General features: G+C 63.9%; 11 protein-coding genes. 2 read left to right on the top strand and 9 right to left on the bottom strand.

Features of this window, described 5'->3' with window-relative positions:
- Positions 1-101 precede the first annotated feature (101 nt).
- Together metK and ACVIN2_RS34845 are read right to left on the bottom strand one after the other, a co-directional pair.
- Positions 102-1,298: a methionine adenosyltransferase gene (gene metK / locus ACVIN2_RS34850; RefSeq protein ID WP_007601978.1), complete on the bottom strand. Its 1,197-nt coding sequence runs from the start codon at positions 1,296-1,298 to the stop codon at positions 102-104.
- A 60-nt stretch (positions 1,299-1,358) separates the two neighbouring features.
- Positions 1,359-2,714, bottom strand: coding sequence for a hypothetical protein (locus ACVIN2_RS34845; RefSeq protein ID WP_456769074.1), 1,356 nt, complete (start codon positions 2,712-2,714; stop codon positions 1,359-1,361).
- A gap of 172 nt (positions 2,715-2,886) precedes the next feature.
- Between ACVIN2_RS34845 and ACVIN2_RS34840 the strand changes: the two genes are divergently transcribed.
- Complete coding sequence (locus tag ACVIN2_RS34840) at positions 2,887-4,605, top strand: caspase family protein (protein WP_456769073.1); 1,719 nt, start codon at positions 2,887-2,889, stop codon at positions 4,603-4,605.
- 173 nt (positions 4,606-4,778) lie between these two features.
- Here the strand turns inward: ACVIN2_RS34840 and ACVIN2_RS34835 are convergent, their stop codons facing one another.
- The 6 genes from ACVIN2_RS34835 to ACVIN2_RS34810 form a co-directional block, all read right to left on the bottom strand.
- Positions 4,779-5,897, bottom strand: a complete 1,119-nt coding sequence (locus tag ACVIN2_RS34835) for a cobalamin-independent methionine synthase II family protein (RefSeq protein WP_354202104.1) — start codon at positions 5,895-5,897, stop codon at positions 4,779-4,781.
- Positions 5,898-5,915: 18 nt separating this feature from the next.
- Complete coding sequence (locus ACVIN2_RS34830) at positions 5,916-6,632, bottom strand: ABC transporter ATP-binding protein (protein WP_456769072.1); 717 nt, start codon at positions 6,630-6,632, stop codon at positions 5,916-5,918.
- Positions 6,625-7,380 (bottom strand): ABC transporter ATP-binding protein, encoded by a 756-nt coding sequence (locus tag ACVIN2_RS34825; protein WP_007612502.1) that lies wholly within the window; start codon positions 7,378-7,380, stop codon positions 6,625-6,627. The genes ACVIN2_RS34830 and ACVIN2_RS34825 overlap by 8 nt, the downstream gene beginning before the upstream one ends.
- Positions 7,377-8,405, bottom strand: a complete 1,029-nt coding sequence (locus ACVIN2_RS34820) for a branched-chain amino acid ABC transporter permease (protein ID WP_456769071.1) — start codon at positions 8,403-8,405, stop codon at positions 7,377-7,379. Before ACVIN2_RS34820 ends, ACVIN2_RS34825 begins: the two co-directional genes overlap by 4 nt.
- Positions 8,406-8,413: 8 nt before the next feature.
- Entirely contained in the window at positions 8,414-9,283 is an 870-nt protein-coding gene (locus ACVIN2_RS34815; protein ID WP_027566805.1) for a branched-chain amino acid ABC transporter permease, read from the bottom strand.
- 164 nt (positions 9,284-9,447) lie between these two features.
- On the bottom strand, positions 9,448-10,638 hold the full coding sequence (locus tag ACVIN2_RS34810; RefSeq protein WP_456769070.1) for an ABC transporter substrate-binding protein: 1,191 nt from the start codon (positions 10,636-10,638) through the stop codon (positions 9,448-9,450).
- A 523-nt stretch (positions 10,639-11,161) separates the two neighbouring features.
- Between ACVIN2_RS34810 and ACVIN2_RS34805 the strand changes: the two genes are divergently transcribed.
- Positions 11,162-11,446 carry a hypothetical protein gene (locus tag ACVIN2_RS34805; RefSeq protein WP_456769069.1) on the top strand — a complete coding sequence of 95 codons (285 nt, stop codon included), beginning with the start codon at positions 11,162-11,164 and terminating at the stop codon, positions 11,444-11,446.
- A 41-nt stretch (positions 11,447-11,487) separates the two neighbouring features.
- On the opposite strand, the gene purU is transcribed toward ACVIN2_RS34805, so the two are convergent.
- A complete protein-coding gene (gene purU / locus ACVIN2_RS34800) occupies positions 11,488-12,351 on the bottom strand; it encodes a formyltetrahydrofolate deformylase (protein WP_456769068.1) in 864 nt (287 codons plus the stop codon).
- Between the last annotated feature and the right edge of the window lie 98 nt (positions 12,352-12,449).

The raw sequence follows: 12,449 nt of genomic DNA, 5'->3' as shown, positions 1-12,449 counted from the left end.
TGGGGTGAGGGGCTCCATCCGCGCACTGAGCCAGTGGAGAGTCCCCCTCACCCGCCGCTTCGCGGCGACCTCTCCCCGCAAGCGGGGCGAGGTAAGAGCGTTTAGACGGCGCGCTTGAGCGCTTCGACGAGATCGGTCTTCTCCCAGGAGAAGCCGCCCTCGTTGTCGGGGGTACGGCCGAAATGACCGTAGGCGGAGGTGCGCGCGTAGATCGGGCGGTTGAGATCGAGATGGCTGCGGATGCCACGCGGGGTGAGATCCATCGCCTTGGCGGCGGCCTTCTCGAGCTGTTCCTCCGACACCTTACCGGTGCCGTGGGTGTCGATGTAGATCGACAGCGGACGCGCCACACCGATGGCGTAGGCGAGCTGTAATGTGCAGCGATCCGCAAGACCGGCCGCGACGATGTTCTTGGCGACGTAGCGGGCAGCGTAAGCCGCGGAGCGGTCGACCTTGGTCGGATCCTTGCCGGAGAACGCGCCGCCGCCGTGCGGGGCCGCGCCACCATAGGTGTCGACGATGATCTTGCGGCCGGTCAGGCCGGAATCGCCGTCGGGACCGCCGATGTAGAACTTGCCGGTCGGGTTGATGTGCCAGATGGTCTTCGCAGTGATCCATTCCTTCGGCAGCGCCTCGCGCACGTAGGGCTCGACGATGTCGCGAATTTGCTTGGACGAGATGTCCTCGACGAGATGCTGATGCGACACCACGATCTCGCGCACGCCGACCGGCTTGCCGTTCTCGTACTGCACGGTGACCTGGCTCTTGGAGTCCGGGCCCAACACCTTCTCGCGGCCGGAGTGGCGCGCTTCCGAGATGAGGCGCAGGATCTTATGGGCGTAGAAGATCGGCGCCGGCATCAGATCCGGCGTCTCGTTGGTGGCGTAGCCGAACATGATGCCCTGGTCGCCCGCGCCCTCTTCCTTGACTTCGCCCGGCTGCAGCGCATCCACGCCCTGCGCGATGTCGGCGGACTGCGGATGCAGCAGGATCTCGATGTCGGCCTTCTGCCAGTGGAAACCTTCCTGCTCGTAGCCGATGTCCTTGATCGCGGCGCGCACGACGCCTTCGATCTGCTCGTTGGTGACGGATGCAGGACCGCGGGTCTCACCGGCGATCACGACCTTGTTGGTGGTCGCGAGCGTTTCGCAGGCGGCGCGAATTTGCCAGGGATCGATGCCGGCTTTCGGTCCTTCGCGGTAGAACAGATCGACGATCTCGTCGGAGATCCGGTCGCACACCTTGTCCGGATGGCCTTCGGACACGGACTCGCTGGTGAAGAGATAGGACGCGCGCATCAGTAACCCCTTGTTCCGCCGCTAGCTGGCGGGCGTTGCGATATTTAGCTTTGAATGATGTCAATCACGCCGGCGCGAGATGACGTAGGATTCGTCGAGAAACCAGAGCCCATTGTACTTTCGCAGCACGTCCCTGGCGGCATCCAGAGTGCGGCCGTTTTGAGTCATTTCCGTCAACCGGTCGTCCTCAATCTGAGCGACGTACACCGCCGCATTCCACGCTGCAAAGGCCGTCGAGGTGCCGATAGAGCCTGTCACCTCGTTGGGCAGAGCTTCCATATCATACCTGAAGATCGAGCGGTTATCCGCATAAGCATTAAAATTTAAGTCGCGGCCCACCGAGCCGAGCTCGTACTTCACCGCGCGCAATAGCTCATGACGGCTCACAGAGAAAGGGTTTTCTCCGGGCCAGATCGCCTGGATCATCTCCATGCCCGGATCCTGGCCATGGGAGTGGATACCGATCAGGCGGCCGCCTGCCCTCAAGGCCCGCGCCAAGGGGGCAATGATCCGTTTTGCCCGGAAATTGACCGAGGAGAGCGCGCGGTATGGCTGGGATGCGATAACCAGGTCGAAATTGGCCTCGGCCTGGCCCGGCCGCGGAATGGTCGAATCGAGCAAAAAACGCTGATCTTCACGGTAGAGCACCAGCACGACAGGCCGCTCATAGAGCGGCATCCCCGTGCGCGGGCTGACCGCTGCGCGCCAGTTCTGCTCCAAAAACGGCTTCAGCTCCGCGATTTGCGTCTCGAACTCGCCCGAGGAAGCCCCTCGCAGGGGAACCTCGTGCCAGACTGTCGCGGCTGCCGCCGCAGGCGATGCGGGCGTGAGCCAGGGCGCCTCCGCGTAAAGCATGTTGGTAAAAACGAACACCGAGGCCGGATGCTCGAAAATGCGATCCGGCACCTTGTCCAGCGTCAGGCGGAGGTCCTCGAGACTGAGCTCCTTGCCGGCGACATAGAACGGCATGTGCGGAAAGCGCTGATGCATCGCGCGCAGCACGCGGGCCAGCACCGTGCCGTCGCCAACGCCGGCATCGAACACGCGCAGCGCCGGGGGCCGGGGATGGATGCTGGCAAGCTCCAGCGCCACGCGCTCAGCGACCACCCGCTTCTCACTGCAAGTGTGGACGAACAGCAGGTATTTCTGCCGGTTCTCAAAAAAGCGGAAATTGCCGCGCGGATCGCGCTTTTCCGGGGGCACCTGAAGTCCCCGCGGGGGAGGCACGCCGCCGGCCATCGATGCGGCCATGTAGGCCTGGATTCGGTCCAGCGTGTCGATCGTGATGCGCTTGCCCTCGCGCAGGCGGTGCACGAGCTTCCCATCGTTCACCGCGCGCCGGCCAAACGTCGACTCCGCCATGTCCGCCTTACGGCAGAACTCGGTGATTTGGCTCAGGATTTCGTCATTCTTCATGAAGTGGGACGCGGTGGGCAGGAGGGTTGGGTAGCGCCTCCTAGCAAAATCTGCCCACTAAGGGAATAGGGATAGAGCCGCCCCCGTCGCCGTGTGCACAACAGCCAGGCCGTGAACCACCATGCCCTGCCGGGCAACAAACAGACGCCTCTCCTCAACGGGACCACCACCGATGCGTCGCCTGCTCGTCGCGCTTTGCCTGCTCGCCGCAACGCTGTGGTCGGCGCCCGCTTTTGCGCAGGCGCGCAACCAGCTTGGGCCGCTCTGCACCACCGACACCACGCCGGCGGACCAGATGATCGACGCATGCAGCAAGATCATCACGCTGAAGGTGTTCAAAGGCGAGCAGCTCGCAACGGTCTACTTCTGGCGCGCGGTGGGTTGGAACAAAAAGGGCGATTACGCCAAGGTCATCACCGACGCCACGGAAGCGATCAGGCTCCAGCCGAACCAGGCAGTCTATAATCTCAGGGGATCGGCCTATTACGACAGAGGCGAGTACGAGATCGCGATCGCCGATTTCGACGATGCGCTGAATCTGGGCCCGCCGAGCGGTACCATCTTCCATAATCGCGGCAATGCCTGGCGCGGCAAGGGCGACTACGCCAAGGCCATTGCCGATTACGATATGTCGATCAAGGCCGATCCCAGATCGGCATTCTCGTTCCAGAACCGCGGCATCGCGAAGGAGGCCCTTGGCGATCTCGACGGCGCGTTGGCCGATATCAACCAGGCGATCCGGCTCGACCCGACGCTGCCGCAGCCGCTGATCAACCGGACCGCGATCTGGCGTGTCAGAGGCGACTACGATCGCGCGATTGCCGACGGCAGCGAAGCGATTCGGCTCGCGAAGGACAAGCCGCCCGTCAACATCATGACGCCGCCGAACAGCGTTCTGGTCTCGGGCTACACCCATCGCGCGCTGGCCTATGAGGCGAAAGGCGATTACGCGCACGCGAGGGACGACTACAAGGCGACGCTGGCGATCACGGCTTCAGATGCCGGCAGCAAGGCCAATCAAGCCACCGCAAAGGTGCGGCTGTCGCTGATCACCGACGCAAGCGCACCGATCCCGCGCGATGCGCCGTCACCGACGACCGAGCCGGCACAGGCACCGGCTCCCCAGCAGACGGGTGCCGCGCCGCCCCCCTCGCCTGCTCCGGCCGCGCGCGGCACGCGCATGGCGCTGATCATCGGCAACGGCGCCTATGCGCATGTCAAGGCGCTGCCCAATCCGCCCAATGACGCGCGCGCCGTTGCCAGGGCCTTGCGCGATATCGGCTTCACCGTGTCGGAAGGCGTCGATCTCGACCGCGCGGCGATGCAGAAGATGACGCGTGACTTCTTGCGGGAGGCGGCGCGGGCGCAGGTCGTGGTGGTCTACTATGCCGGCCACGGCGTGCAGGTCGACGGCCGCAACTATCTCATTCCCGTCGACGTCGAGCTCAAGCCGGGCGCGAGGATGACGGACGCGATGATCGACATGGACACGATCATGGCCGGCCTCGACGACCAGGTCCGCACCAACATTTTGATCTTCGATGCCTGCCGCAACAATCCGATGGCACAGCAGGTCGCATCGGCCGGCACCAGCCGCGCCATCGAAGCTGCCTCGGGCCTCGCGGCGCCAACGAGTCTCGGAGCCGGTGCGACGCTCGGCGCCGGCACGCTGATCGCTTTCGCCACTGCGCCGGGCCAGGTGGCGCTCGACGGTGAAGGCGCCAACTCGCCGTTCTCCGCTGCGCTCTCCCGCCATCTCGGCACGCCCGGTCTGGAAGTGCAGCAGATGCTGACGCGCGTGCGGGCCGAGGTGGTGTCGACCACGAAGAGCAAGCAGGTGCCGTGGTCGAACTCGTCGCTGCTGGGCGAAGTTTATCTGGCCGAGAAGTGAAGGGCGCGTTTGCGCCCCGCTTGTCAGGAGCGCGATGCCACCCGCCACTCGCTCGGTGTCATCGCCCGGCTTGACCGTGCGATCCAGTAGTCCGAGATAGCGAGAGATACGGAAAAGCTGCAGCGTACTGGATTCCCCGCTTTCGCGGGGAATGACAATGAGCGAGTGGAGCCTTATTGGCCCCACACTTCCTTCGCGATCTCCACGGCGAGACTGAGCTTGGCCCACTGCTCCTCTTCGGAGAGGACGTTGCCCTCCTCCGTCGAGGCAAAACCGCACTGCGGGGAGAGTGCGAGCTGCTCCAGCGGGGCAAACTTGGCGGCTTCCTCGAGACGGCGCTTGATGGCGTCCTTGTTCTCGAGCTCACCGAACTTCGAGGTGATGACGCCGACCACGACGACCTTGTTGCCCTTGGGCAGGAAGCGCAGCGGCTCGAAGCCACCGGCGCGGTCGCTGTCGTATTCGAGGAAATAACCGTCGTAATTGGTGCCGGCGAGCATGGTCTCGGCAACCGGCTCGTAGCCGCCTGAGGAAATCCAGGTCGAACGGAAATTGCCGCGGCAGACATGCGTCGTCACCACCATGTCAGCGGGCTTCTCGGCCAGCGCGTAGTTGATGACGCGCGCATAGATCTGCTGGAGGCCTTCCGGATTGTCGCCGCGCTCGCGCGCCTTCTGCAATTCGTCCGGCGAGCAGAGATAGGCCCACACGGTGTCGTCGAACTGGAGATAGCGGCAGCCGGCGTCATAGAACGCCTTCACGGCCTTGCGGTAGGTCTTGCCGAGGTCCTCGTAGAAGGCGTCGAGATCGGGATAGACGTCCTTGGAGATCGCCTTGCGGCCGCCACGGAAGTGCAACACCGCCGGCGACGGGATCGTCATCTTCGCGGTGACGTGGGCCTGGTCGGCGACCTTCTTAAGGAAGCGGAAGTGATCCAGCATCGGGTGGTCATCGGGGAAATCGAGCTTGCCGATCACGCGCACTGCGTCGTGCCGGGTCTCGACGCCCGCGAACTGGATGCCGGTGTCGGGGTGGAACATTTCGCAGCCGGTGAGCTTGGCCAGGAAATCGAAATGCCACCAGGAGCGGCGGAATTCGCCGTCGGTTGCGAGCTTCAGGCCGAGCGAGGCCTGCTTATGCACGACCTTCTCGATCTCCATGTCCTCGATCTTGCGCAGATCGTCGGCCGAGATCTCGCCCTTCTCCAGCCTGGCGCGGGCTTCCTTGATCTTGGCGGGGCGCAGGAGGCTGCCGACCTCGTCGGCGCGGAAGGGGGCTTTGGTTCGCTGCATTTCTTACTCCCAGTTATTTTAGTGGGCCGCCGCCCCTGCGACGCCGAGGTGGCGCTCGAGGACCGACGGGTCGGCCTTCAGCGCGGCGCTCGGGGCGTCGTGGACGATCGTTCCGCGCTCCAATATCACAACACGGTCGGCCAGCCCCAGAATCTTTTGGGCATTCTGCTCGACGATAATCGAGCAGATGCCGCCCGCCCGCGTGATGGTCCCGATCGCCTTCAAAAGCTCCTCGACGATGATGGGGGCAAGGCCCTCGGTCGGCTCGTCCAAGAGAAGCACCTTCGGATTAATGGTCAGCGCGCGGCCGATCGCCAGCATCTGCTGCTCACCACCGGAGAGCTGGTTGCCAAAATTGCTCCGCCGCTCCTTCAGCCGCGGGAACATCTCGTAGACCCTCTCGACCGTCCAGGGGCCGGGCTGGGCCACTGCGGACATGTTCTCCTCCACCGTGAGCGAGCGGAAGATGTTGCGCTCCTGCGGCACCCAGCCGATCCCGGCGCGCGCCCGCTGGTCCGGCCGCAAGGTCGTGACGTCGGTACCGGCGAGCCCGACGGTGCCGGAGAAGCGACGGGTGACGCCGACGATCGAGTTGATCAGCGTGGTCTTGCCGGTGCCGTTGCGCCCCAACAGCGCCAGCACCTGGCCTTCGGCGAGACGCAGGGACATGTTCGGCAGCACCACGGCCTCGCCGTAGCCGGCGCGGAGCGAGTCGATCGCAAGCAGGTCAGACATTGACCGCCTCCTCGCCGAGATAGACCGCCTTGACCTGCGGGTCGCGCGCGACCTGCTCTGGCGGGCCTTCGGTGAGCAGCGCGCCGGAGACCAGGACAGAGATGCGGTCGGCGAAGGAGAACACGAGGTCCATGTCGTGCTCGATCAGCAGCACGGTGACGTCGCGCGGCAGGCTGCCGACGACCGCGAGAATGTCATGGCGCTCGCTCTCGGGCACGCCGGCGGCGGGCTCGTCGAGCAGCAGCACGCGCGGCTTGGCGGCGATCGCGACCGCGATCTCGAGCAGGCGCTGCTTGCCGTAAGGCAGCGTCACGGTCTGCTCGTTCATGACGTCGAGCAGGTGGAAGCGTGTCAGGAGGTCGGCGATCTCGCCGTTGACGTCGCTGCGCGTACCCATCCGCCGCCACCAGTCACCGCCATGGCCGAGGCGCTCGGAGACAGCGAGACCGATGGTCTCGAGCGGGGTCAGGTCGGGATAGAGCTGGTTGATCTGGAAGGTACGCGACAAGCCGCGCAACACGCGCTTGTGCACGGGCAGATCGGTGATGTCCTGGCCTTCGAGCAGGATGCGGCCCGAGTTCGGTTTGAGCACGCCGGTGAGCTGGTTGATGACCGTGGTCTTGCCGGCGCCGTTCGGGCCGATCAGCGCGTGGCGGGCGCCTTGTTCGATTTTTAGCGACAAGTCGCGGGTGACGCGCAGGCCGCCGAACTGCTTCTCGAGATTCTGGGTTTCGAGCGCGATGGTCATGCGTCGCTCTCCGGCACGGCGACGACGGCCTTGCGCCCGGCTATCTGCTTGATGACCAGATTGGGCACATACAGCATCCAGCGATGCAGGCGCTGCCGACCGACCAGGACGATCACGACCAGCACGAGGCCGATCCAGAACTGCCAGTATTGCGGGGTGATGGTGGAGAACAATTCCTGCAGCATGCGGAACAGCACCGCGCCGATCAGCCCGCCATAGAGATAGCCGGTGCCGCCGATCACGAGCACCAGCATCAGGTCCGCCGAGCGCTCGAAGGCGAACACGTCGAGCGAGGCGATCGCGGTGGTCTGGGTGAACAGCGCGCCTGCGATGCCGGCATAGAACGCCGCAAGCGTGTAGATCGCAATCAGGCGGCGGTTGACGGGAATGCCGATCGCGGCCGCGCGCAGCGGATTGTTCTTGATCGCGCGCAATGACAGCCCGAACGGCGAATGCACGACGCGGCGGGCGAACAGGAACAACAGGAACAGAACGGCGAGCGAATAGAAAAAGCCGGTCTTGCCGAACATATCGAACGGGATCTCACCGAAGATCGGCTGCATCTCGATACCCTGCAGTCCGTCGGTGCCGCCGGTGATGTTGGAGAAGCGTTCGGCCAGCGCCTCGAGCAACAACGCGATGCCGAGTGTCACCATCAGCCGCGTCAGGTCGACGCCGCGGATCACCAGGAAGCTGGTGGCGAAGCCGAGCACCATCGCGACAAGGCCTGCGACGACGAGCGCAAGCACGGGCTCGTTGATGATCCCATGCAGCGCGAGAAGCCCCGCCGCGTAAGCACCGGCGCCGAAGAAGGCGGCATGGCCCAGCGAGACGATGCCGGCATAGCCGAGGACGAGATCCAGCGACATCGCGAACAGCGCGAGCCGCAGGATGTCGGTCATGATCAGGTAGCGCGTGGGAAATACGAAGCCGCAGCCCAGCACGATCAGCCAGAAAGCAGCCTCGCCATAATGCCAGCGTGCCTGGCGCTGGGCGTGATAGCCGACGTCGGAGGAGGCGCTCATCGGCGAACTCAACGCGCGGCCGTGCGGCCGAACAGGCCGTTCGGGCGCCAGATCAGGATCACGATCATCATGGTGTAGATCACGAAAGGTCCCATCTTCGGGACGTAATATTTGCCGGCGACGTCGCCGATGCCGAGCAGCAGCGAGGCCAGAAACGGGCCGGTGATCGAGGACGAGCCGCCGACGGTGACCACGATCAGGAAGTAGATCATGAACTTCAGCGGAAAATACGGGTCGAGGCCGAGGATCTCGGCGCTCAGCGCGCCGCCGAGACCGGCCAGGCCGCAACCAAAAGCAAATGTGAAGGCGAACACCTGCGGCACGTTGATGCCGAGGCCGCTCGCGGCGCGGGGATCATCGACCGCGGCGCGCAGACGGCTGCCGAACCGCGTCTTCGCGAGCACCATCTGGAGAGCAATGGTGAGCAGCCCGCAGATCACGATGATCATCAGCCGGTAGCGGCCGACGCCGACGCCGAACACGTCGAACTGGCCCTGGAGCGCCGCCGGCAAATTGATGAAGACCCGCGACGAGCCCTGGATGTAGTCGACGGCTGCGACCGACATGAACGTGAGGCCGATCGTGAACAGCACCTGGTCGAGATGGCTGCGCGCATAGAGGTGTCGGTACAGCGTGCGCTCGAGCACGATGCCGATCGCAGCAGAGGAGACGAAGGCAAGCGGCAATGCAGCGAAGAATGGCCAGCCCATCCGGTTGACCAGCACCATGCAGACATAGCCGCCGGCCATGGCGAAGGCGCCATGGGCGAGATTGACGAAGTTCATCAAGCCGAGCGTGACCGCGAGCCCGCAAGCCAGCACGAACAGCAGCATGCCGTAGGCAACGCCATCGAACAGGTTGGTGAGGATTGAGGTCATCGTCTCAGCTTGGAGTTGGGCGTCATGGCCGGGCTTGTCCCGGCCATCCACGTTCTTGGTTCGGCTCTCGCGTGGATGCCCGGGTCAAGCCCGGGCATGACGAGAGTGGTGGGCGAGATCCCCGATGCGCGCTAATGCGCGCGGGGATGACGCGCTTTCGCGCGTCACTTCTTGGTCTTGCCGAGATCCTTGACGGCCTCGAAGGTCGCGAACTCGACGTTGTAGAGCTCGCCGTCGACCTTCTCGACCTTCCGGATGTAGATGTTCTGCACGATGTCGCGGGTCTCGGGGTCGATCGAGATCGGGCCGCGCGGGCTCTCCCACTTCTGGCCCTTCATGGCTTCGACCAGCTTGGTGCCGTCGGTGTCGCCATTGGTCTTCTTCAGCGCTTCGTAGATCAGGTGAATGCCGTCATAGCCGCTCACCGCCATGAAGCCCGGCCGGTTTCCGTACGCCTTCTTGTAGGCCGCGACGAAATCCTTGTTCATCTGCGAGGGATGCGCCGCGGAATAGAGGTGCGCGGTGACCGTGCCCAGCACGGCGTCGCCCATGTTGTTGAGGAGGTCGTCGTCGGTCACGTCACCCGGTCCGATCACCTTGATGCCGGCTTTGTCGAGCCCGCGTTCGGCATACTGCTTCATGAAGTTGCCGCCCTGACCGGCCGGCACGAACACGAAGATCGCGTCGGGCTTGGCATCCTTCATACGCTGGAGGAACGGTGCGAAATCCGGATTGGCAAGCGGCGTCTTCACCTCTTCGACCACCTCGCCGCCACCGGCGGTGAAGTTCTGCTTGAAGAAGTTGAGCGCGTCATTGCCCGGCGCGTAGTCCGAGGTCAGCGTCGCCACCTTCTTGATGCCGTTTTTCACCGCCCAGTCGGCGATGATGGTGGAGGACTGCGCCAGCGTGAAGCTGGTGCGCACGATATAGGGCGAGCGCTCGGTGATGATGGAGGTGCCCGCCGCCATCACGACCTCCGGGATCTTGGCTTGCGTGGCCAGCGGCGCCGCCGCGAGCGCGGCCGGCGTCACGCCGAAACCGGCAATGAAATGGACCTTGTCGTTGACGATCAGCTCCTGCGCGGCAGTCTTGGTCTTGTCGGGAATCGCAGCATCGTCCTTGAGGATGATCTCGATTTTCTTGCCGGCGACGGTGTCGCCCTTCTGCTGCATGTAGAGCTTGATCGCGTTCTCGATCTGCTTGCCGGTCGAGGCCTGGCCGCCGGTCATCGGCAGGATCAGGCCGACCTTGACGCTGTCCTCGGCCTTGGCCGGAGCGATGGCCACCAGGCCCGCGATGGCGGTAGCTGCTGCGGCCCAAACAGTCGTACGAGACAGTTGTTTGCGTTCGAACATCAGATGTCCCTCCCCTTCATTCCTGATCTCTTGTGCGCCGGACCGAGTGCCCGGTCCTTGCCTTAAGTCGAGCTCACGCACGCGTGATGTCGCGCGCCACATGGCGTCTTTCGCGCCCTTATTGTCAATCGGACGTTTGGCGACCATTCGGCGCAAGCCGAGCCTTCCGATTGCCGACGGCAGAAGCGATATCGGGTCACGTCCGGGTAACCCCGGCATCGTGACTGTGGCCGCCATCATTTGTACGATTGTACAAACAAAATGGACCTGTCAACGAAAAAGCCTCTTTGCTGATCAAGCCACTTTGTCGCGAGCTCTTGCCGCAGTCTAGAAACGCTGTCAGCCGGGTGGATGGAGGATTTCGTCTTTTGTTTGCAGAATTTGAACATCGGCAAGGCTTGGGTCCGCGCACTCCGGTATTAAATTACCCACCTCGAATAAGTCTATTTTACCTGTTGAAGGCTACTCTTCCGGCGACAGCCTGACCTGGCGTCCAACACGACTGACCTCGCGCCCCCGTACAATGCCCAGATCCTGTTGTTCCCTCCTGATCCTCCTCGCGCTCTCCGCGGGTCTGTCCGGCTGCGGCACCGTCAACGAAAAGCTCTCGTCCGGCATGGGCGACTACGTCCCGCAATGGGCCGGCGGCTTGCCGGCGGACGCCCCGCCGCGGGCGGGCACGCCGCAATACGATGCCTTCATGAAGGAGCGCGAGCGCAAGCGGCTGATGCCTGCAGCGGATCGCGAAAAGGAAGAGCAGGCGCAAAAGGGCGCAACGGGCTCAGCGTCCGGCGCTGCGGTGCGTTAAGTCGCGCCCCCTCGCCGCTTGCGGCGAGAGGTGGGGACAAATCAATCCACGAACACCACGGTCTTGCGGCCGTTGAGGATGACGCGGTCGTTGAGATGGTAGCGGATCGCGCGCGCCAGCACGCGGCGCTCGATGTCGCGGCCCTTGCGGACGAGATCCTCAGGCGTGTCGCGATGGCTGATGCGCTCGACGTCCTGGTCGATGATCGGGCCCTCGTCGAGGTCGCGCGTGACGTAATGCGCGGTGGCGCCGATCAGCTTGACGCCACGCTCATGAGCCTGGTGATAGGGTTTTGCGCCCTTGAAACCCGGCAGGAACGAGTGGTGGATGTTGATGCAGCGTCCCGACAGATTTGCCGAGAGATCGTCGGACAATATCTGCATATAGCGGGCGAGCACGACGAGATCGGTCCCGGTCTTGGCGACGAGATCGAGGATCTGCGCCTCCTGCTCGCGCTTGGTCTCTCTCGTAACAGGCAGATAGTGGAACGGAACCCCGCCGAAATCGAGCCCGTCATAGACCTCGCGCGGATGGTTGGAGACGATTGCGGCCAAAGTCATCGGCAGCTCGCCGGTGCGCCAGCGATAGAGGATGTCGACCAGGCAATGGTCGGACTTCGACACCAGCAGCATCACCTTGCGATGCGCGGCCCGATCGCGCATCTGCCATTCCATGCCGAAACGCTCGGCGATCGCCGTAAAGCCGGTCTGGAGCGCCGACAGCTCCACCGCGAGATCGGCGGCGGTGAACACCACCCGCATGAAGAACTTGTTGGTCTCGGTGTCGTCGAACTGTTGGGCGTCGAGGATGTTCTGTCCGGAATTCGCCAGGAAGGTCGACACCGCCGAGACGATGCCGGGACGATCCGGACAGGACAGGGTCAGGACATATTGATGATCTGGCATGGTGTTTGAAACAATGGGCCTTGATGAAGGTTTGGGCAACGGCTGCGGAACGCCCCGCGATTTGCGCCTGCTCTATCACCGACCCCACCTTGCGCCAA

The sequence above is a fragment of the Bradyrhizobium sp. USDA 3650 genome (assembly GCF_054057395.1).
The sequence above is the reverse complement of the archived record's forward strand: the minus strand, read 5'-3'. Positions and strand labels throughout refer to the sequence as shown.